A 22,302-nucleotide genomic window follows, 5' to 3' on the forward strand; every position below is an offset into this window, starting at 1 on the left:
CTCGAATTGATTCTCCCTGCAAGGAGCCTCTTCATGCGTTTCGCTCTTCTCGGACTTTTCTTCTTGGCATGTTCCGCCAGCCAGCTATCGGCGGCAGATCTGCCTGATATTGTCGTATTCCTTTCGGATGACCATACAATCGTCGATTCGTCGCTGTATGGTTCGCCTGACTTGAAGACGCCCAACATGGAGCGAATCGCCAAGCAGGGTCTCACATTCGATCAGGCCTTTGTGGCCTCGCCGTCATGTGCCCCCAGTCGTGCGGCCTTGCTGACCGGACTGATGCCGTCGCGAAACGGCGCCGAGCCGAATCACTCGCGCCCCAGGGAAGAGATCAAGAAGCTACCGGCCTACTTTCAAGAGTTAGGGTACGAGGTAGTCTCGTTCGGCAAAGTGGGGCACTATCGACAGACGCCTGAATATGGCTTCGATATCGCCCGGCACTTCAATTACCACGAAGACGTTGCTGTGCCGGAAGCGCTCAAGTGGCTTGATGCCCGCGAGAGCGACAAACCGCTCCTCCTGTTCGTCGGCACCAACTGGCCGCATGTTCCCTGGCCCGAGCCGGAAGACATCGATCCTGAATCGATCAAGATCCCGCTGCACCACGTCCATACACCCCAGACTCGCATTGCTCGTGCTCGCTACTACCAGGCCATCAAGACAATGGATCGGGAACTGGGAGAAGTCTTCGACGCCACCTACAAGAAGCTCGGCGACGACACGCTGTTTCTGCACACGAGCGATCACGGTGCTCAGTGGCCTTTCGGCAAGTGGACCCTCTACGACGAAGGAATCCGCACGCCCATGATTGCTGTCTGGCCCGGCAAGATCGCCACCGGCAAGCGTACCGATGCGATGGTTTCGTGGGTCGACATCCTGCCAACACTTTACGCCGTGGCGGGTCAAACGGCCCCGGAAGAACTCGACGGGCGTTCTTTCCTACCGGTACTCACAGGCGAAACGGATACGCATCGTGACGTCATCTTCACCGTGCATAGCGGCGACGGCAATAAGAATGTCTATCCCACACGCAGTATCCGTACGGCGCGATGGAAGTACATCCGCAACCTTCACCCTGAGTTCAAGTTCACGTCACACATCCTGGGAGACAACCGTCCTCAACCCTACTGGGGAAGCTGGGTCGCGAAGGCCCAGAACGTCCCCGAGGCAGCCCGCAAGGTGAAGCGATACCTCCAACGTCCCGCAGTCGAACTGTACGACCTGCAGGCCGATCCCACCGAGCAAAACAACCTCGCCACTGACCCCGCACACGCGGAAACCCTGGCCAAGATGAGCGATCAGCTAGATACCTGGATGAAAGAGCAAGGGGATCAGCAGAAGGTGTTCGGAGAACCTATCCTGCTCAGTGCTGAGTAGTGTCGATGCCTTGCCTGGCCATCGGAGCGGTATCGGACAACTTGCCAAACATGAGGTTGCTCGATATCCCTCCTGTCAGGAATCGTTTACCGCATGCTCAACATATTCGCCAAGACAATCGATCCTAGTGGTACGAAAACGAAACCACGGGAACATGTCTCGCAAACCGAAGCGACTGCCGTTGGCAGGTTGTCCATTCCGTAGATCGCTCCTACGCCGAATCCTACCGACATCGCAAACGCGGCCACGGTCACCGCGGCCATCACATTGCGTGGTGTTCCTTCGCGCGATTGAAACATCATGGCCATTGGAATCGCCGGGAAGCCCACGCACATGGCGAGGACAAGGCCGAGCTCATTCTGCAAGACAATCTCGCTGGCCAGCGCTGCCAACGTCAGTACGATCGCCGCACCGACCGCGAGTCCGCCCCAGCGTTCCCACGGGGTCAGCACCATGCGTCCAAACGGGTGCAGGACGAGAAACGCGTCTGAGATCGGCCCGGCGAACCAAGTCGTCACGCAGAATAGCAGATACAACGCCATGAACGCGTAGGCGAATACCTGCGTGGCCGGATTGGCGGCCAAGGCGACGTAGATGACCTTATAGCCGAAGTAGAGCCCGATGATGATCACCCACTGCATACCGGCAGTCTTGGTGGCCATCCAAATAAAATAGCCCAAGATCCAACGATAGATCGGCACCTTGGCTTTAAGGGTTTCCAGAGCTCCCTGGCGTGCCCAATCTAATTCGGGATTGATCCGCAGTGCTTCACGAAAGTGTGTTTCGGCTTTGTCGAGCTCGCCCTTCTGAAGATAGGTCCACCCCAGGTTAGCGTGCGACGTGGCATCTTCGGCATCAATCTGTAAAGAGCGTTTCAGCTCTTCGACGGAGGCGCCTGCCTTGCCTTGACTTCGCAGGGCAAGTGCCCGGATATTCAGTGCCTCGGTATCATCCGGATCGTGAGAAAGGGTCATTTCCGCCGCACGGAGTGCTCCCTCCCAATCTTTGTTCTCGGCGCAAACAATCGCGATCACGTTGGACGCCATCGTATTGGCCGGATCAAGCTGCAGCGCATGCTCAGCGCCCAACCTAGCGTCTTTGTTCTTATGGGCTTTCATGTAGATCCAAGCGAGCGTGGCATGTGTCCTCGCCCAGTCGGGAGCCATCCGCACGGCCAATTCACCATGCTCAATCGCCTGGTCGTTCTCTTTCAGCTCGCTATGGCACAACCCCATCAACATATGATTGCTGGGGTTCTCAGGATCGTCCGCCATGCTGAGAGTAAGCTCGCGTTTCGCCTCATCGTAGCGACGCATCTGGATCAGCATGGAGGCACGCTGGAGTCGTTGGCTCATTTCAATTTCATATAGCTGAGGATGTCGTCGTACAGCCCGCCTTCGTTGGCATACAGGGCATAGTTCTTCGCGGTTGCAAACCACTCCTTAGTCGTCGGCTTGTGCCGCTTGGCCGCATGGAGCAAATCCTTGCCAGATACCGGCACCGGCTTTCCGGTCTTGAGTGCTTCACTCAATTTCGATTCCACAGCCAGATCGACGACGGCCTTCATATCCGCCCCCGAAAACTGATCGGTCTTCTTGGCCAGGTAGGCAAAGTCGACATCCTTGGTCGGCTTGCCCTGGCAAAGAACCTGAAGAATCTCGGTCCGCGATGGCTGATCCGGTGGCGGAACAAAGATCACGCGATCGAAACGTCCTGGCCGGCGAAACGCGGAATCGACGTGCCAAGGTGCATTCGTCGCGGCCAGAATCAGCACGCCTTCGTTGGAATGCTCGGCGCCGTCCATCTCGGCCAGAAACTGATTGATCAGCTGCCGGGCACTACCGCCGTTCATATCGCTGCGACGTCCACCCAGTGCATCGACCTCGTCAAAGAAGATCACGCACGGGCTGCTGTTACGGGCAAGCTGAAACAGCTGATGCAAATTGCGTTCGCTGTTACCCATCCACATATCCAGGACATCGTTGATGCCGATGCTGATGAAATTCGCGTCGATCTCACCAGCGGTGGCCCTGGCCAGGTGCGTCTTTCCACAACCCGGCGGGCCATACATCATGATCCCGCCGCCGATTGTTTTGCCGTAGGCCTTGTAGATCTCGGGGTTTTGCATCGGGTAAATGATCTTCATGCGGATCTCTTCCTTGAGATTTTCCATGCCGCCGACATCCGCAAACTTAATTTTGGGACGTTCTACCGATGCACTGACATCCCCCTGCCCATCTCCCGAACCTATGCGAATTCGCCCGTCAACGACTTCGCTCTCCTCGAACTGGGCACCCACGCCTAGGCGTTCGCTTAGTTCTTCATCTTCCAGTTCCGGATCAAGATCAATCGCTGTCTTGTAGTGATAAACGGCTGAAGAGATGTTCCCCTCAGCCATGGCAATCCGCGAAGCCAACAGGTGCGCTGCCGGCGAAGCGTCTCTGCCATGCACAACACGTTCGATGACCACGGCGGCTTCACCAATCTGATTGTTTTGCAGAAACGAGTCGGCCAAGCGGAGCGGCCAGTCTTGGTTATGGGGCTCGATCCGCGATAGCTCTTTGAAATGGTCGATCGCCGACTCAAACTTTCCCAAGCGGAAAAGCGTATCGGCCAAGTGAGAACGCAAAGGGATATTGTCCGGGCTAAAGCGCAGCGCCTCTTCCAGCGCGCGGAGCGATTCTTCAGAAGAACTCATAGACACCCATTATCTGCAGCGAAAAGCCAGTTCGAGGGATTCCCCCTATGATGCCATGTGGGGGATGCCTTGCCCACTCTCCCTCGGGCATTTTTCCGAGATCGAACCTCGAAAACACAAGACCGAAGCCTGTCAGGATAATGCGGCCTGAATTCGCTGAACAATTTGGTTGTCTGCCCGCTGAGAATCCCTAAGCAGGAAGATATTCGAGGCCAGGTACGTATCCCGCCACTTGGGTGACACGTGGTAGTAATCCTCCAAGATCGCAGAACTAAACTTGTAGTCGTGGGCATTACTTCCTTTGCGGAAGACAAGTACCCGAGCCGCATCGATCAATTGCTTCGCCTTGGCCGAGTGGTTTTCCTGATCCTGTAGATACCCGAGTGTCATCTTGGCGGCCGTGAGTGGGTCTCTTCCCAGTTCCGAGAAAATGTTCTCGACGGCCTCGGTCGAGTCCCCTTCTGGTTTCTGTGGATCAAGTGTGGCGATGCTAACGTCCTTGACCCCACCACGCCCGCGCATCCCACTGCGGAACATCGGCAGGAAGGCTGCGTTTTGCAGCATCACCAGTCGACGCGTCTCATCATCACCGCATGTTTCGTAAGCATACCGCAGAGCATTGGTCGTGGTGACACTGTGCAGGGGCACGATCGCTGGCTGCTGCATGACCATCTCGCCTGCCACCACGTGCAGGGCATCCCAGATCGATTGCGGATGGGCTCCTCCGTTGATCAACTGAACGACCTGATCACAAGCATCGTCGTTGGAACCAGTGCGCAGCGTTTCGATCATGGTCTGTGTCGCATCCGGATCGAGCTTGCCGTTGGTCCAGTCGTCGCGCATCTTCGAGGCGATCTCTTCGTTGCGTCGGAAAGGACGATCGGCTTCGTCATCTCGCTCAGCCGGGTTGCTTCCTTCATGCATCAGCAACGCATAGGTCAAACTCCGCAGCACAGGCTCAGCATGTTGCCAGCCGATACAACCCAACGTGCGATAGCTATTAGCAACGTAGATCGCCTTATGGCCGATGCTGCGATAATCGCGCGATCCATAGCGAAACAGCAAGCGGTAGATCTCGTTCGCACCACCGGTGCGTGCCAGGCTGGCAGCGGCTACGTCGGCCTTCTCTTCATCCCAGTTGTCCATCGCTTCGATGAACTGAGCCCTGGCCTTGCCGTGCGAGAGGATCTTGCCGTCGTCCATGGCCGACATCGTCCAATCGCCCCGCTCTTCCACATCGCGGCGCTGGGCCGATTTGTAGTGATCCAACGCCCAAAAGATCGGCAGCCAGCGATGTTCGTCCGGCGAAGAGATACTCGCGAGATGCGCCGAATTAACGACCAATACCGCATGGAACTTGTGACCGACACTTGGTCGCGGCTCGACATTTTTCACCCCCACCAACAACAGCGCCGCAAGCACTTCGCGATAGCTCGTCCCTTTTTTCACTCTCGCCGCGATCTCTTCCAATAGCTTTTCGCGAGGCGTCTCTTCAATCAGCCGAACCAGGGGCTCGATGCTTGGGTCAAGCCGCACCACGCTTGGGTCCAGCTTGGCTTCCGCGGCCGATACCGGACGAAGCTGAGAGAGCAGCCCGAGGTCTCCCATAGAAAGTAGACCACCGGCAACGGCACTCGACTGAAGCATCTGGCGACGAGATAGGGGCATGGGGACAGGCTCCTGAGGATGAGGACGGTTGGGGCATCCGCGCACCTATCGTTGTATCGCGCCGCCAGGGGAAAGGAAAATGAAATCCCCCGGAAAGCAACACCCATCAAAACGACCAGATATCTTCCTCACTGTCCGGCAGCGGCTGCTCAAGCGAGAAGGTCTTCTCGTACAAGCGTTTATTGTACTGGGACCAAGTCGGAGCAGAAATGAACAGCGGGTTCCGTTCCATCGTCCCTTCCCACTCGTTCAACTTCTCCAAGAGTTGTGCCGCCATCTCAGGCTGGTCCTGAATCAAGTTGGTTGTCTCGCCGACGTCCTCTTTCAAGTTGTACAACTGAGGCAACTGCGAGTTGGGAATCAGCAGTTTCCAATCACCTTCTCGAATTGCCGAACCGCGGAGAGCCATCCGCCAGTAGAGCGACTCGTGCGGAGCCTCTTTACTTTCTCCTCGAAAATGTGGCACGAGGTCGACGCCATCGTAGATCGGCAGATTCTTCTTGCTACGACCTTTGCGAGGTTCCGTTTCCCCGGCAGAAGGAGCCTGGCCGCCAGCAGCCGTAACAAACGTTTTCATTACATCCAAAGAGATCACGGGTTGGTCATAAACCTTGCCCTGGGGCAATTGAGCCGGCCAGTGATAAATGGTTGGCACGCGAATGCCACCTTCCAGGAACGTTCCTTTGGTCCCTCGCAGAGGAGCATTCACCGCGTGAGAAACTTCCACCGAACCACCGTTGTCGGAGATGAATGCGATCAGCGTGTTTTCGAGTTGGCCCGTCGACTCGAGCGTGTCAACAATCTTGCCAATGTTCTCGTCCATACAGGCCTGCATAGCGCAGTAGACTCGGCGTGTCTTGTCATGGATGTGTGCGTACTGCTCAATATCTTCCTCCTTGGCTTGCATTGGACCATGAGGCGTGTTGTACGACAGATAAAGAAACCATGGCTGCTGGGCATCCAACTCTTTCGCCTTCCCCTCGGCCTGAATGAAGTCGATCGCTTCGAGCGTGAACCAATCGGTCAGGTACGGCGTGCGAATCTCGTGGGGCGGTTCATGATTGATCAGTAGTCGATTCTTCTCCACGGTTGGAAAGTAAGCATGACTGCCGCCCAACATTCCAAAGAAGAAGTCAAAGCCACGTTCCAGCGGATGATGCCCCGGCACTGACTCTCCCAGATGCCATTTTCCAACCAAGCCGGTACGGTACCCTTGCTCTTGAAGCCGCTGCGACAGAAGCGTTTCATCCAAGGGGATTCCGGCAAACTCATCCTCGAGTCCGGCTGGATTGCTAAGATTGTGCTCAAATCCAAATCGGGATCCGTAGCGCCCGGTCATCAGGCCGGCGCGAGAGGGAGCACAAACCGAACCTGAAACATAGCCATCGGTACAAAGTACTCCGCCGCTGGCCAGACGGTCGAGATTGGGCGTCTGAATCTGCTTCGAGCCATAGCACGACAAGTCGCCGTACCCCATATCGTCGGCCACAATCAGAAGCAAGTTGGGCTTCGCGGCAGAAACGGCGGTGCAACAGATTACCCACAGGCAGAGCGTGACGATCGTTCGGTACATGGACTCGGTGACTCTAGGAGAAAACAAACTGGCTTGGTTCTACTTATAAAGCCTAAGGCACGGTTTTCTGACGGGAAAACCGTGCCTTTAAAAAGAACTTTTCCAGCAATTCAACTATTTCAGTTGCAGCGTGACCGCTTTCGTTTGGGTATAGAGGTTGATCGCCTCGTGCCCCATTTCACGGCCCCAGCCGGATTGCTTGTAGCCGCCAAACGGAAGCGAGGCATCAAACACGTTGTAGCAGTTCATCCAAACGGTGCCGGCCTTGATACGTTTGGCGATCCGGTGCCCCAGGCTGATATCTTTCGTCCAGACAGCCGCGGCCAGCCCGTAGATGCTGTCGTTGGCCGTGGCAATCACTTCCTCGATGTCGTCAAAGGCCACTGCGGCAACCACCGGACCGAAGATCTCTTCCTTGATCACTTTCATGTTTGCATTGGTATCGACCAACACGGTCGGCTCGACGAAGTACCCTTCGCTGTCGGCTCGCTTGCCGCCACAGACGGCCTTCGCTCCTTCCTTCTCGCCAATGTCGAGATAGCTACAAACTCGATCCTGTTGAATCTGAGAGACCATCGGCCCCATGTCCGAATCGGGATGCATGCCAGGCCCGAGCTTGATCTTGCTGGCTTCTTCGGCCACCCCTTCGACGACTTGATCGAAGTGCTTTCGATGAACGAATAAGCGAGATCCGGCACAGCAGCACTGACCATGATTAAAGAAGATGGCGTTGGCCGATCCCGCGATGGCTGCCGGGATGTCAGCATCCGGCATGATGATATTCGGGCTCTTGCCGCCCAACTCCAGCGAGATCTTTTTCAGATTGGTTTCCCCAGCCGCTTTGACGATCAGCTTACCCACTTCGGTCGATCCAGTGAACGCAACCTTGTCGACATCGGGATGGGCCGAAAGTGCCGCGCCGGCAGTTTCACCGAAGCCGGTAATTACGTTCACAACGCCGGGCGGAAAGCCTGCCTCTTGAATTAAGTGCGCCAAACGCAAGGCGCTCAGCGGCGTTTCTTCAGCAACCTTCAGCACAACGGTGCATCCCGTTGCCAGAGCCGGTCCCAACTTCCAGGCTGCCATCAATAAGGGGAAGTTCCAAGGGATGATCTGACCAACGACACCGACTGGTTCCCGCAGCGTATAGCTGTGGAACTCGGCCCCGTCGAGATACGGCACCGAGACCGGAATGGTCGTTCCTTCGATCTTGGTGGCCCAGCCGGCCATGTAGCGAAACAGGTCGATCGCCAGTGGAACGTCGGCGGCAGCAGCAACCGCTTTTGGCTTACCATTGTCAAGCGATTCGATCTCGGCGAACTCTTCGATGTGCTGCTCCATCAAGTCGGCTAGTCGCCAGAGCATCTTGCCGCGCTGGGAAGCGGTCATTGCCGGCCAAGGTCCGGTCTCGAATGCCTTGCGGGCAGCGGCTACCGCTTTATTGACATCTTGCTGACCACCTTCGGCAACCTGGGCAATCACCTTGCCATCGGCCGGGTTCACCACTTCAAACTTCTTTTCCGTTGCCGCAGGCAGCCACTGTCCATCGATAAGTAGCTTGTGGTCCTGTTCAATGAATGCTTGTGTTTCCGGACGCGCGACAGGGGCAGTCGTCGTCAAAATCATAGATCTCTCCTTAGTCGATGGGGTAAGCAGCTTGGGGAGTGCTGGCGGTGCTTTGCTTGGGCCTGTTGCGCGAGTCACGCAGGCCACATCCCATTCTACGCGTTTCTGAACAAACGACAGAAATAAAAGTTTTTCCGGGTTGTTAGCGATCTCTATCGTTCGGTCAACACTTTGTGAAATAAATCACAACCCACACATCTCTCCAAGTACAAGGCTTAGGGCTATGAAAACGTTTGCCCAATTGAAGCGCACTTATGACGCGCTTCACGCCGAGGCCGTACGCCTGGCCGGCACGACTCGTCAGCTATCACAACGTGCTGCTACCTATCACCACGTTTATGAAGACTCTGGCCGTAATCATATCTTTCCGCTGATCGCCGCTCATGGGGCCCTATGGGCTCGCGGGTACTTCGCATTCGGCATGCAACTAGGCGAAGCCCTTTCCTTTCAGTACTGCTTCACTCCCAAGACTCGCCAGCAAAAGCTCAACGCGTTGGAAGCTTTCGCGGAAGCGTTTCGCGAGGTAAATCGCCGCGTGTGTGTGCAGATCTACACGACCTACCACTTCACAAAACTTCACGGCGATCATCCTGATGCCGATCGACTGGTAGCGCCCCATTTGCTTGCCGCGTTGAAATGTGTTCATGCTGCCAACCGCAATGGCGAGCAACTAACGGATCAAGCGAAACGTGAGATCTTTGAAACGCATTTTCTCGACGAACAAGAGACGATTGTTGGTCCGCGGATTGAACAGGCAGTCGACGAGTTCGATTGGCCGTTGATGAAATCACTGGCGCTAATGCCTGCAGTTCGCTTTGCCTACTTTCCAGCTGGTGCCTGGCTTCAATTCTGGAAGTTTGATCGGACAAAAGAACGCATCTCTCGTGGACTCAAAGCCTTCGACGTGGCTGCCAACATGGGCTGGAATCATACCGAGGCGACGCTCGATCGTTACGCGATACTTCCCGAAGCGTTTTTTGCCGATTCAACTGGCCATTTCTCTCACATGAAGCACGAGATATTAACTGCGGCATAGCGGAAAAGCTTGTTTCGTCCATGATAACAGCTATCCTGAAACGCACCTACCTGAATCCATTCCTTCCGTTTTCGAGATGGCTTCCATGCGTGCGTTGATTGGTTTGGCCCTGCTTTTTGTTCCTGCGGTTTTGCTGGCTGCCGAGCGCCCAGCCAACGTCGTGTTAATCGTCTCGGACGATCAAGGCTATCACGACTTGGGCTCGTTCGGAGCGACCGATGTCCGCACACCGCACTTGGATCAACTGGCCCAGGAAGGGACGCGACTGACCAGTTTTTATGTTGCCTGGAATGCGTGTACGCCTTCGCGGGCTGCTTTCCTGACAGGCCGTTACCCACAGCGAAATGGCACCTACGATATGATCCGCAACGATCGTGTCGATGACGGGCATCTCTACTCGCCTGAAGAATATGCGGTGTCGCCCGAACACATTCTGGGGACAGACGTACGTGAGGCTTTCCTATCGAATGTTTTGAAGGACGCCGGCTATGCATGTGGATGCTACGGCAAATGGGATGGCGGCCAACTCAAACGATTCCTGCCGCTACAGCGCGGCTTCGATGATTTCTACGGCTTCTGTAATACGGGCATCGACTACTTCACCCACGAGCGGTACGGCGTTCCGTCGATGTTTGATGGGAACGAGCTCACGACCAAGGATCAAGGCACGTATTGCACCACGCTGTTTCGAGACCACGCAGTGAAGTTTATTGATCAGAATCACGAGCGACCGTTCTTTCTGTATGTCCCGTTCAATGCACCACATGGGGCGTCCAACCTCGATCGTGAAATTCGCGGCAGCGTGCAGGCGTCGCCTGAATACCTGGCCATGTACCCTGAAGGAACGAGCCGCTCAGAACAACGTCGACGTGGCTACATGGCGGCCGTCACTGAAATGGATGCGGCCATCGGCGCGATCCTCGATCGACTTGAGCGTTATGAAATTGCCAATGACACACTCGTCATCTTCTTTTCCGACAATGGCGGCAGTGGCCTGGCCGATAATCAACCGCTGCAAGGTCGCAAGTCGACCATGTGGGAAGGTGGCATTCGCGTTCCCTGTATCGTCCGCTGGCCCGGCAAGGTACCCGCAGGTAAGACAAGCGACGAGTTTCTGACCGCCCTGGAGGTCTTTCCGACCGCATGCAAAGCCGCCGGGACAACACTTCCTAGCGGCGTGCCCTACGATGGCTTCGACATGCTGCCGGTGCTCCAGGGAAAAACCGAGTCCCCTCGAAAAGAGATGTTCTGGCAACGAAGAAATGAAGTCGCGGTTCGCAGCGGTGACTGGAAGTGGATCGACAGCAAGAGGGCAAAGGGTCTGTACTACTTGCCAGAAGACATCGGCGAAGAGAATGACTTGTCGGAAAAGCATCCCGACAAAGCTTTTGCGCTAAAAGAGCGACTGACCGAGTGGCAACAGGAAATGGAAGCCGCCGAACCTCGTCGGCCTTTTCGGGACTTCTAGACGACCAATTCCCACTCACTTAGCAGGCTAAGAAAAAAAGAGGAAAACATTCGATTCTCCCATCTTTTCACTTATTGACATCTCGCGAACTGACGATATATTTAACACAGGAGCCTCGAATATGCCCAAAAAGACACCTAACAAGCCACCTCTGGAAATGGATGCACTTGGCCAAGCTGCTGAGTGCTTAAAAGCATTAGCGCATCCGGTTCGTCTTCGGATGGTCCAGCTTTTGCTCCATGGTAGGTTTACGGTTGGCGAGATCGCCGAAGATTGTGGCATTGCCGAGAACCTAGCATCCGAGCATCTTCGTTTGATGCAACGCTGTGGCTTTTTCACAAGCGAGCGAGACGGTCGACGAGTCTATTACTCGGTGGCAGAACCCCACCTGGAAGACATCATGGCCTGTATCGAAAGCCGATTCTTGACAGAGGCCGGCAAATAGCCCGCCTTTTTTTGACCTAACATATCGTCACATCACGACATTACGGACAACAAATCAAAGGAGGAAAGAATGAGCGTTAATACGATTTCTCCCCAAGAACTGAATAAGCTTTGCGAGTCAGGCGACTGCGACCTGATCGATGTTCGCACGCCAGCTGAATACGAAGAGGTGCACGCCACCAAGGCCGTGAACAAGCCCCTGGATCGACTTGCCCCGAACGAAGTCATGGAGGCCCGCAACGGCTCGGCACACAAGCCCCTTTACGTGATCTGCAAGTCCGGTAATCGCGCCGGCAAGGCCTGCGAAAAGTTTGTTGCAGCGGGATACGAGAACGTTGTTAACGTGGAAGGCGGAACGGATGCCTGGGCTTCGGCAGGTCTTCCTGTAGTGCGTGGCAAGAAGACGATCTCCCTGGAACGCCAGGTGAGAATCGCCGCTGGCTTCCTCGTCCTCGTGGGCGCATTGCTGGGTATTTTCGTTCACCCCTACTTCGCTGGACTCTCGGCGTTTGTTGGTGCTGGCCTGATGTTCGCCGGCATTACCGACACCTGCGGCATGGCCATGATGTTGGCCAAGATGCCGTGGAATCAAGCGTCTAGCTGCTCGAGATAGCTATGGGGCAGGGGCAGCAGGACAGGAACCTTGGCGAGCAATTCCACCCATTGCTCGCTGGCAATGTTTTGCTGCCCTCCCTCCCCAGGCAAGCTACTTCACGTCATAGCACCAAATCGTACCGTGCTGCCGTAGAAAGAGCTTGCCGTCAGCCAAAGCCGGATAGGCCCATTCTTTCCCAGTTCCTTCCGGCTGATCAGGCAAAGTGAACTCGCTCACGATGTTCATCTCTTCTGGGGTGGCAGCCACCATCATGACCTTGCCATTTTCGGTGTGCAGGTACAAACGCCCATCGGCATAAAGGATCGAAGCGGCCGCGCTGATACGTTCCTGCCACTTAATCTCGCCTGATACGAAATCGACGCACATGAGTGTCGAACCGCTGCAACCATAGAGATAGCCATCGACTTTCACTGCCCCGCCAATTGCAGTGGGCAGCTTCGGATTGAAGTACAGTTCTTCCGGTAATACGGTGACCTGCTCAGCCACTAGCCGGACGGCACCTCCGCCGGTTCGTGAACCGCCGCTGTAAACGATATCGCCAGCCACCACCGGCGTAGGCATATTTGCGATCCCTTTGGTACGTGTGTAAGACCAAAGAAATGTCCCATCTTCGGCGTCGACACCAGCGAGGCCGTTGGCCATGAATGCGACATACTGCGGCTTGCCTGCGGCGGTCACCTTTTGGATCGAGGCATAGGCTGCGGCTCCCATCTTCGGAGTATTCGCCTTCCAGATCGTCTCGCCGGTTGCCTTATCAACGGCCACGATGCCCACATCTTTGCCACCAGGTGTGACAACCACTTTGTTTCCGTCGATCAACGGAGACTCTGAGTAAGCCCATGTGCCTGGCTTGCCATCGTACGCCTCGCGAATATTTTTCTGCCAAACAACTTCGCCACTTTTTGCCTTCAAGCAAACCAAGTCACCGTCGGAACCCAAGACATACAGCATTTCGCCATCAAGAGTCGGAGTACTGCGTGCGGCCGGGTAGCTTGGCTTTTGATTCGGATTGCCGACCTTTCCGATTCGGGTCGCCCACAGCACTTGCCCGTTGGCCGCGTTCAGTGCTTTCACCGATTCGTCATCCAGGCCTTCGTTGGTAACCAGGTAAATCACGCCGCCAACCACGGATACTGCGCCGTACCCATCTCCTAACTCGTTGACTTGCCAAACCAATGGTGGACCATCTTCCGGCCACTTGGCCTTTAACTGGGTTTCGCCAGAAATACCATCACGGGCGGGCCCCTGCCATTGCGGCCAGTCCTCGGCATGGAGCTTGGTAGAGAAGATTGTGATCGAGGCGATACAAAGCAAGAGTCGAAGCGTCGTAGACATCGGATGCTTTCCCGGAATGAGAATTTAGGGCAGATACACCAGCGACGATTATTCTAACGATCTTCCGCGGTGATTCTCAAACTTTGTCCGACATCCTCAGTTGCAGAGCAACGTCTAGCATCCTAGTGTGATAGTTAGTTGTTAGAGCCGCTACAACGCTACCCACTTCACCCATACCTTTGCATGACGCACTCACCCCCTCTCATAATTGGCGCTGGACCTGTCGGCATGGCGGCTGCCGCGTTTTTATCGCGGTACGATATCATTCCGAGGATTGTGGACAAACGGGCTGAGCCCTCGAAATTCTCGAAGGCACTGGCCATTAATCCACGCACGCTGGAACTGTTCGAGGCTTCCGGAATCACCGACAAGCTCTTGTCATTGGGGCGGAAGATTTACGGGACCACCATTCACCGCAATGGGCGCATTGTCGCGGAAGTTGATTTCAAAGATCTTGAGCATCGCTTCCCGTTTATGTTGGCCCTTTCGCAAGCAGCTACCGAAGGTGTCCTGAGGAAAGATCTTGGCGAGCGGGGAATCGAGATCGAGCGTCAAATCGAACTCGTCGATTCCCCTAACCTGGCCGAAGGCAAAGCAGAACTGGTTCATGTTGAAACCCAGGCCAACGAGTCGATCACGGCTCCGTGGATTCTGGCATCGGACGGTGCCCACAGCGTGGCTCGCAAGTCAGTTCATGTCCCTTTTCCAGGAGAAACCTACGACCGTGCGTGGGTGCTCGATGACATTCCCCTGGCGACCGACTTCGCTCCCGACAGGGCACATATCAAGTTGCAGGACGATGGTTTTCTCTTCATGATGCCGATCCATACCGGCGAAGAGAAACCTGGCGAGCCGACCATTTGGCGCGTCATGGGTAACTACCCCGAACCAATTGCCCAATTGACCGAGTCCAATCCGATTGGCGAATCGCAGTGGAACTCGTCCTTTCATATTGCCCACCGGTTAGTGGAATCGATGAATGTCGGCAAAGTCTACTTCGCCGGGGACGCGGCTCACCTTCACTCGCCGGTCGGGGCGCGTGGGATGAACCTCGGCATTGAAGATGCCTGGGTGTTCGCTGAGCTTGCCAAACGAGACGAGCTTGCCCTCTATCACCAACAGCGTTGGCCGGTTGATAATGCGATTATTCAGCGGATTCGTACGATGACCGGTTTCGTGAAGGCCGAGTCGTTCTTCAAACGAACCCTTCGCAACTTGCTCGCACCCAGACTTCTGCACTGGAAGAGTGTGCGGGAAACCATGCTCAAGACCGTAAGCGGACTGGACCATCCCCTCCCGTTATTCCAACCAGAGCCAGAAGAAGATCCCGCCGAAAAGCGTGCCTCGCGACGGCGGGAACGAGAATCAACGTAGCGCTCGCCGATAGCGACGATGGGCTACCGCTTCGTCTTCTACTCGGCTGGCAAACACATACACGCCGAACTCATCTTCACATCGGCGTCTTTCCAAGCCACCTCAAACTCGGCTTGAACCTTGTCGGCTTCGTCGAACTTGTCTTGCATCCGCAGACTACGTGCCAGGTCGTATAGTGCCCATCCATTGTGAGGATGGATTTCCAAGTCGGTTCGCAAGACTTTCTCGGCCTCTTTGTATCGCTTTGCATCCATTAAGGTCGCGGCCAAAGCATGGCGAACTGGTTGGATCCAATCAGGCGGTTCCGTATATCGCAGCGAGTCTTCCAACTCGGCTGCTTTCTCCAAACTGGCAACCGCTTCATCCGTTTTGCCTTCGCGATAAAGGATCTCGCCTTCGAGCATCTTGTCGGCAATGTCCAACACGACCGATGCCGGATTCTGAGCGAAAAAAGCCTCTTCCGGAATCGCCGCTTTTAGCTCACGGAACGTTGCCTGCTCTTTACGTGCTTCGGCCGGTTGCTTCTTCGCGGCATAAGCAACACCACGCGCGAAGTGCCGCATCGCCCGACAAATGGGGAAGTGTTCGGCAGGCTCAGGCTCCTCCAGGATCGCATCCCAACGCCCAAAGCGAATATGCATCTCATACGGCATGCTATGCATGCCATCGACAAACGGAGCGTTTGCCACCACCCAGCTCTCAGGCATCTCTTTCAGCATCATGTCAATCTGCTCGGTCGCGACTTTTTCCTGTCCGATCATCATCGCGGCGAAAGCCAACATGTGGCGATTATGGGCCATGTAAATCCGGAAGAAGTCCTGCTCAGGAGACTGCTGCTTGTAGGCCGTGTCGGCGATGATGGCCTTCTCATTGGCCGCAATGGCTTTGCGCCAAGCTCCTAAGCGGACATCGATGTGACTGGGCATGTGGACCATGTGCCCTAGCCCAGGCTGGAGGTTACGGAGGCGATCGGCTTCGTCGGCTGCTTTCGCCACTTCACCCGAGGCCTCGAGCGTGTGAATGTACAGGTGCAACGCCAGAGGATGATCGGGAGACTGCTTGAGAACGGCTTCGAGCGTTTCCATGACCTCTCGGGTATCCGGGTTGGCTGTGCCGGCTTGCTGCCAAAGATCCCAAGGCCACAGATCCATTAAACTCTCGGCGAAGACGGCCCCTACGTCTGGCTCGCCTGGATACTCTTTCCAAAGCTTGCGCATTGCATCGGCGTAGGCTTGATCGAGCGGCTTGCGATCCTCAGGTGGCGGCTGGGCATAGCGTTGATCGAGTGCGGCGATCAGTCCCTGCTCTAGGGGCGAGCCATTACTGGCCAGTTGTTTCGCCTTCTGCAGGGCCTCCCAGGCCAGTGGAGCATGCTTCTCGTCCAAGAGCGGATAGTTGATGTTCGGGCCGTTGGCCAGGGAGATAGCCCACCAAGGCGCGGGGCAATTGGGATCGAGCCTGGCCGCCTCGTGGAAACTGCGAATCGCTTCGTCATGGTTGAAGCCATACATGAACGCCAGCCCTTGATTGAAGTAGGCCTGGGCTTGTGGATTGTCGCTTGAAATCTCCCAGCGATGTTCCCCTAACCCGGGAAACAACGGGACTTCAGAACCTGGCTTCGCGGCATAGGCGTTTGAGCCGGCACTCAGTAACGCAGCAACAGCTAAGGCCACGAACATGGCTGGCGAACTGCAAACTCTCATCGATAGGATCCCCCGAGATAGTTTTGCCCCTTCGGCCATTTGGCCAATTTGCCTACTTCACATGGGTTGGCAGGCGCTTTAAGTTTAGCGGATGTGGCCGCTGAATAAGAGCTTTCAGCGGCGGAAATGTTCGGCCCGAAATTAAACTTCGCCGAGTTGCAGGTCTTCCGCTTGAGTAAGGTGGGCAAAAATTGATCTCCCTCGCTAGTGCTATCGGCACCCTATTTGCAAAGTTTAAAAAACAGGCCTCGGCAAGTCTTTTTTGCTATATTTCTATGCAGGTCACGCTGTTTTTGCGCGCAGAGGATGCTCCTTCGGGGGTCATTTTCTAGGGATTTTACGTCTTATAGTGACGCGGCACGGTAGTTGCTATCAGTCCGCACCATGCTTTCGCAGGGATCGCGAAGCGAAAGATCGTAAGGGAATTTCAACAACGAAAAGCGTGAAGCGGATCCCTGGTGGGGCTCGCCGTTCGCGCTAGGCTTTGGAGGTCACACACTAGTGAGTACGGTATCGAAAGGTAAGGCGGGTTCCAACGGAACAACTACCACAGGCAACGGTAGCGGGTACGCTGGCGGGACGGCTCGAATGGCAGCCATCGCGGCAGTTACCAACTACAAGCCCTCCGCCCCTGCCATGAACTTCTTGGAGACTCCCACCCAAGAGCTTTTCTGTGCGAATGTCTTCAGCAAATCGGTCATGAAGGACCGTCTTCCCAAGCCAATCTTCAAGACGCTGATGAAGACGATCGAAACGGGTGAGAAGCTCGATACGACCGTCGCCGACTACGTTGCTTCCGCAATGAAGGATTGGGCCATTGAAAAGGGTGCCACGCACTACGCCCACGTCTTCTATCCGCTGACCGGCAGCACTGCTGAAAAGCACGATAGCTTCCTGAGCCCAGACGGCACCGGCAGTGCAATTGCTGAATTTAGCGGTTCGCAACTGATCCAAGGTGAACCGGACGGTTCCAGCTTCCCTTCGGGTGGTATTCGCCAGACGTTTGAGGCTCGTGGTTACACGGCTTGGGACGTTACCAGCCCTGCCTACATCATGGAGAACCCGAACGGAACCACGCTGTGCATTCCCACTGCGTTCGTTTCGTGGACGGGCGAAGCTCTCGATAAGAAGACCCCGGTCTTGCGTTCGATGCAGGCTTTGAACAAGCAAGCTCAACGTATCCTGGCTCTCTTCGGTCATACCGATGGTGCCATGGTCAGCTCGACCGCCGGTCCTGAACAGGAATACTTCCTGGTCGATCGCAACTTCTTCTTCGCTCGCCCTGACCTGTTGAACGCTGGTCGCACCTTGTTTGGTGCTGCACCTCCTAAGGGTCAGGAATTCGACGATCACTACTTTGGTGCCATTCCAGATCGCGTTCTCGCCTTCATGCTGGAAAGCGAACGTGAACTGTTCAAGCTGGGTATCCCGGTCAAGACGCGTCACAACGAAGTGGCCCCTGGCCAGTACGAAATCGCTCCGATGTTCGAGTTCGCCAATGTCGCGACCGACCATCAGCAGCTGATCATGATCACGCTGCGTAAGGTTGCTGAGAAGTACGGTATGGCTTGCCTGACACACGAAAAGCCTTTCGCTGGCGTCAACGGTAGCGGTAAGCACGTCAACTGGTCGATGGGTAGCTCCTCGCAGGGCAACCTGCTGGATCCAGGCGACACGCCTCACGAGAACGCCCAGTTCCTGGTCTTCTGTGCTGCCGTTATTCGTGCCGTACACAAGTTTCAAGGCTTGCTGCGTGCCGTGGTTGCTACGGCTTCCAACGATCACCGTTTGGGTGCCAACGAAGCTCCTCCAGCTATTATTTCGATCTTCCTGGGCGACCAATTGACGGACGTCTTCGAACAGATCAAGGGCGGCGGTGCAAGTAGCTCGATTCCTAAGGGCACTCTGGAAATCGGTGCCGACGTTCTTCCGCCACTGCCGAAGGATGCTGGCGACCGTAACCGTACCAGCCCGTTTGCCTTCACCGGTAACCGCTTCGAGTTCCGTGCTGTTGGTTCTAACCAGTCGATCGCTGGTCCACTCGTCGCAATGAACACCATTGTTGCCGAATCGCTGGACTACTGTGCGACCAAGCTGGAAGAAGCAACCGGCGGTGATCCAGCGAAGCTGAACACTGCCCTGACCAAGCTCATGACCGAAATCATGAATGAGCATGGCACCATCGTGTTCAACGGCGACGGCTACTCCGACGAATGGCACCAAGAAGCTGAAAAGCGTGGCCTTCTGAACCTGAAGACCACCGCCGACGCTCTGCCATTCCTGGAAAAGGAAGAAGTCAAAGAGCTGTTCACGAAGTACAGCGTGCTGTCGGAACGTGAACTGGAAAGTCGCCTGGAAACCTACCTGGAACAATACTGCCTGAGCGTCAAGGTCGAAACCAATCTCACCATCGAGATGGCTCGCACCATGATCTTCCCAGCAGCGATTCGTTACCAGAACGAGTTGGCTTCCACTTGTGCGAACCTGCAAGCTCTGGGCTACGAGTTCGACAAGAACACTCTGGACACGGTCACTAGCCTCGTCAAGTCGCTGCAGGATAGCATTGCTACCCTGGAAGCCGCTGCCGAGAAGGCCGAAGAAGGCGATTGCTCCAAGGGTCACGCCAAGGCTTACTGCTACGAAGTTCTTCCAGCAATGAACGACGTTCGCAAGTATGCTGACGCGTTGGAAGGCTACGTTGCCGACGACCTGTGGCCACTGCCAACCTATCAAGAAATGCTCTTCATCCGCTAAGCGGCTGACAGCATTCGCTGATACAATCTTTCCCTTGAAAGCGAGCCAAGACTTTACATCTTGGCTCGCTTTTTTATTGTTACCCCCACCATATACGGCCTTGGCCCCTCTCGCATGCCCTGCCTCACCGCTACTTCCACACTAAGCAAAATGCCACCTATTTTCTGGCATTAAATCAGGGACCATATTGACTCCCGGTTCACCGCAATTTTTCTCAACGCGGCATTATTTAACCTACGTTCGTGCATACGTTTTTCATTCGTAGGAACATCCGCCGTGAACTCCGCAACCTCCAAATCGAAGTCTTCCGTTGTCGCGTTTGCCATCTGGCTAGCCGCGGTGACGCTGGTTTTTGGTTCGCTGGGGGTCTATGGAAGCAAGCAGGGCCCCGAGTCATTACCTCCCAGCCAATGGCCAGCGAACTCAAGCCTCGAGCGATCTGTCGATTCACCGACTTTGCTCGTCTTTGTCCACCCCGGTTGCCCGTGCAGTCGGGCGACCCTGGATAACCTGGAGACGATCGCATCGGATCCGTCGCTGTCGATCCACCTGGTGTGCATCGGAGACGAGGAAACAAGCTCTGCGAATACTAACGACTTCGGTTCGTGCCGTCAGCGTCTGAACGACTGGCAAATGCGAAACAACGTTTCGCTGTTCCACGACACCGATAGCCAGGAAACTCACCGCTTTCAAGCGATGACCAGTGGCCACTGTTTACTGTTCGATGCCAACGGAGCCTTGCAGTTCAGCGGAGGCGTCACATCCAGTCGCGGACATCAGGGCGCTAGTGCCGGCCTAGCGAGTCTTCAAGCCGCTTTGAATGGCCAACAAACGAACGATACCTACCCTGTTTTTGGGTGCCCTCTATTCCTGGAGTCTCCCGAACCATCGGAAGACGATCGCAATGAAGTCAACAAGCCCCTATTGCCGCCCTGCTGTAAAGGACGTTGCCGTGCTTAAGAAGCTCCTGTTTCCACAATACCTTGGACTCGACCAGGAAGAAGCCAGCCTTTTACACGCTGAAGAGCAAAAGGCCGATGCCCATACCAATCGCCTGTTTTCGGGACTGATGATCCTTCAAGCGATCATCGCGTTGGGCATGGCGATCTTCCTTACGCCAACGACCTGGGCGGGTGCTCAAGCAAGTATCCACGTACATGTGATCGCTTCCTCGATCCTGGCCGTCTTGCTGGGCGTTATCCCTGCCTATCTGGGCTGGTATCGTGGTGAGCAACCTTTGACTCGCTACGTCATGGCAATCTCGCAAGCAGGCTTCTCGGCTCTGTTTATCCATATCAGCGGTGGTCGCACCGAAGTCCACTTTCACGTGTTTGCTTCGCTCGCATTCTTATCGCTGTATCGCGACCCACTTGTTTTGCTCACGGCCACCTTGTTCACCGCCGTCGATCACCTGACGCGTGCGTTGCTTTGGCCAGATTCGATCTTCGGAATGTCGGACCCAGCTTTGTTCCTGGCCCTGGAACACGCGGCATGGGTCGTGATTGAAGACGCCGTCTTGCTTGTCGGTATCTATTCGTCACTGAAAACTTCCAATACGCAAGTTCGCGAGCAGATCGCTAACCGCCGCCAACATACCGTCTTACGCGAAGCGATCGATCAGCTACGACCTGTCTTCGACCGTGCCGCTCATGGCGACTTGACCGTCGAAATCCCCAACGTCCAGGATGGGCTGGTCCAGTCCCTGCGGACCGATCTCAGTCGTACGATTGAGTCGTGGAATCGTGTGATTGCCACGTTCAGCCGTAGCGTCAACGGAGTCTCTGCCAGCTCGGGACACTTGCATTCGAGCTCGTCGACCCTATCGTATGGCATCCAAACTCAAGGCGAATCGCTCGAAGCGATCCAACAGGAAGTCTCCACCCTGAACGAAGCGATTCAAGCCATTCGCGAAAATGTCATGCGAACGGAATCGGTGACCACCTCGGCCAGCGAGATTGCCCAACAGGGAGAAGCCAGCCTTTCCGAAACCGAGCTTTCGATGAAGAACATCGAAGCCAGTGCCGACGAAATGATCGCCACGATTGGAACGATCCAGGAACTTGCCAAGCAAACCAACCTGTTGGCGCTCAATGCCTCGATCGAAGCCGCTCGCTCAGGCGAAGCGGGACGCGGTTTCGCCGTGGTTGCGCAGCAAGTCAAAGAACTCGCGGGCAGCTGTGATGAAAACATCACTCGGGTCACTCAGCTGATTCAACAAACCCGAGAGCACATTCAAGTTGGCGTCGAGAAGAGCAGTCGCACTGCAAGTCAATTCAAAGACGTTTGCTCGGCTGTGCAGTCAATCAGCTCGGAAACGAATGCCATCGCCAAGCTTACCGCTGCCCAATCAGAATCTTCCCAACGGCTGCAAACCCGAGTTGGCAGCCTCAAGGAGATTCATCTCACGACAGAGCAGAATGGCCACCAGGTTTCCAGTGAAGGCGACAATCTAGCAGAACTGGCCAGGGAACTTCGCGATTGCGTCCATCAATTCCAGTTCCTGGAGAATGACCCAACGCCGGAGAACTCGATCGTGACCTAGGGTGGGCCAAGGCTCTATCGGGCAAGATACGGCTTTTGCTTGTTGTTGACGGAGGGTTTCCTATACTGCACGTTGTACGGCTTCG

At 55.5% G+C, this 22,302-nt stretch carries 16 protein-coding genes; 9 read left to right on the forward strand and 7 right to left on the reverse strand.

What is annotated here, in order from left to right; all coding sequences use genetic code 11:
• Nucleotides 1-33: 33 nt before the first annotated feature.
• Nucleotides 34-1,380, forward strand: a complete 1,347-nt coding sequence (locus PSR63_RS08180; RefSeq protein ID WP_274332277.1) for a sulfatase family protein — start codon at nt 34-36, stop codon at nt 1,378-1,380.
• An 86-nt stretch (nt 1,381-1,466) separates the two neighbouring features.
• On the opposite strand, the gene PSR63_RS08185 is transcribed toward PSR63_RS08180, so the two are convergent.
• The 5 genes from PSR63_RS08185 to PSR63_RS08205 all read right to left on the reverse strand — a co-directional run bounded on the left by PSR63_RS08185 (nt 1,467) and on the right by PSR63_RS08205 (nt 8,945).
• Nucleotides 1,467-2,735: a tetratricopeptide repeat protein gene (locus PSR63_RS08185; protein ID WP_274332278.1), complete on the reverse strand. Its 1,269-nt coding sequence runs from the start codon at nt 2,733-2,735 to the stop codon at nt 1,467-1,469.
• On the reverse strand, nt 2,732-4,078 hold the full coding sequence (locus PSR63_RS08190) for an AAA family ATPase (protein ID WP_274332280.1): 1,347 nt from the start codon (nt 4,076-4,078) through the stop codon (nt 2,732-2,734). The genes PSR63_RS08185 and PSR63_RS08190 overlap by 4 nt, the downstream gene beginning before the upstream one ends.
• 132 nt (nt 4,079-4,210) lie before the next feature.
• Nucleotides 4,211-5,746, reverse strand: a complete 1,536-nt coding sequence (locus PSR63_RS08195; RefSeq protein ID WP_274332282.1) for a hypothetical protein — start codon at nt 5,744-5,746, stop codon at nt 4,211-4,213.
• Nucleotides 5,747-5,852: 106 nt separating this feature from the next.
• Nucleotides 5,853-7,319, reverse strand: a complete 1,467-nt coding sequence (locus tag PSR63_RS08200; RefSeq protein WP_274332284.1) for a sulfatase-like hydrolase/transferase — start codon at nt 7,317-7,319, stop codon at nt 5,853-5,855.
• 114 nt (nt 7,320-7,433) lie between these two features.
• Complete coding sequence (locus tag PSR63_RS08205) at nt 7,434-8,945, reverse strand: aldehyde dehydrogenase family protein (RefSeq protein ID WP_274332285.1); 1,512 nt, start codon at nt 8,943-8,945, stop codon at nt 7,434-7,436.
• A gap of 223 nt (nt 8,946-9,168) precedes the next feature.
• On the opposite strand from PSR63_RS08205, the gene PSR63_RS08210 reads away from it, so the two are divergent.
• The 4 genes from PSR63_RS08210 (at nt 9,169) to PSR63_RS08225 (ending at nt 12,506) form a co-directional block, all read left to right on the forward strand.
• Complete coding sequence (locus tag PSR63_RS08210) at nt 9,169-9,981, forward strand: hypothetical protein (protein ID WP_274332286.1); 813 nt, start codon at nt 9,169-9,171, stop codon at nt 9,979-9,981.
• A gap of 85 nt (nt 9,982-10,066) precedes the next feature.
• On the forward strand, nt 10,067-11,449 hold the full coding sequence (locus tag PSR63_RS08215) for a sulfatase-like hydrolase/transferase (protein WP_274332288.1): 1,383 nt from the start codon (nt 10,067-10,069) through the stop codon (nt 11,447-11,449).
• A 121-nt stretch (nt 11,450-11,570) separates the two neighbouring features.
• Nucleotides 11,571-11,894 carry an ArsR/SmtB family transcription factor gene (locus tag PSR63_RS08220; RefSeq protein ID WP_274332290.1) on the forward strand — a complete coding sequence of 108 codons (324 nt, stop codon included), beginning with the start codon at nt 11,571-11,573 and terminating at the stop codon, nt 11,892-11,894.
• 69 nt (nt 11,895-11,963) lie between these two features.
• On the forward strand, nt 11,964-12,506 hold the full coding sequence (locus tag PSR63_RS08225; RefSeq protein WP_274332292.1) for a rhodanese-like domain-containing protein: 543 nt from the start codon (nt 11,964-11,966) through the stop codon (nt 12,504-12,506).
• Nucleotides 12,507-12,599: 93 nt separating this feature from the next.
• Here PSR63_RS08225 and PSR63_RS08230 read toward each other — a convergent pair whose 3' ends face one another.
• Nucleotides 12,600-13,844, reverse strand: a complete 1,245-nt coding sequence (locus PSR63_RS08230; protein ID WP_274332294.1) for a PQQ-binding-like beta-propeller repeat protein — start codon at nt 13,842-13,844, stop codon at nt 12,600-12,602.
• Nucleotides 13,845-14,027: 183 nt separating this feature from the next.
• Between PSR63_RS08230 and PSR63_RS08235 the strand changes: the two genes are divergently transcribed.
• Nucleotides 14,028-15,218: an FAD-dependent oxidoreductase gene (locus PSR63_RS08235; protein ID WP_274332296.1), complete on the forward strand. Its 1,191-nt coding sequence runs from the start codon at nt 14,028-14,030 to the stop codon at nt 15,216-15,218.
• Between the two features lie 38 nt (nt 15,219-15,256).
• Here PSR63_RS08235 and PSR63_RS08240 read toward each other — a convergent pair whose 3' ends face one another.
• Nucleotides 15,257-16,921 (reverse strand): tetratricopeptide repeat protein, encoded by a 1,665-nt coding sequence (locus tag PSR63_RS08240; RefSeq protein WP_274332297.1) that lies wholly within the window; start codon nt 16,919-16,921, stop codon nt 15,257-15,259.
• A 501-nt stretch (nt 16,922-17,422) separates the two neighbouring features.
• Between PSR63_RS08240 and PSR63_RS08245 the strand changes: the two genes are divergently transcribed.
• The 3 genes from PSR63_RS08245 (at nt 17,423) to PSR63_RS08255 (ending at nt 22,217) form a co-directional block, all read left to right on the forward strand.
• Complete coding sequence (locus tag PSR63_RS08245; RefSeq protein ID WP_274332299.1) at nt 17,423-19,675, forward strand: glutamine synthetase III family protein; 2,253 nt, start codon at nt 17,423-17,425, stop codon at nt 19,673-19,675.
• Between the two features lie 276 nt (nt 19,676-19,951).
• On the forward strand, nt 19,952-20,635 hold the full coding sequence (locus PSR63_RS08250) for a hypothetical protein (protein ID WP_274332301.1): 684 nt from the start codon (nt 19,952-19,954) through the stop codon (nt 20,633-20,635).
• A complete protein-coding gene (locus PSR63_RS08255) occupies nt 20,628-22,217 on the forward strand; it encodes a methyl-accepting chemotaxis protein (protein WP_274332303.1) in 1,590 nt (529 codons plus the stop codon). The genes PSR63_RS08250 and PSR63_RS08255 overlap by 8 nt, the downstream gene beginning before the upstream one ends.
• Nucleotides 22,218-22,302 lie beyond the last annotated feature (85 nt).

The sequence above is a fragment of the Bremerella sp. P1 genome, assembly GCF_028748185.1.
Lineage (GTDB): Bacteria > Planctomycetota > Planctomycetia > Pirellulales > Pirellulaceae > Bremerella.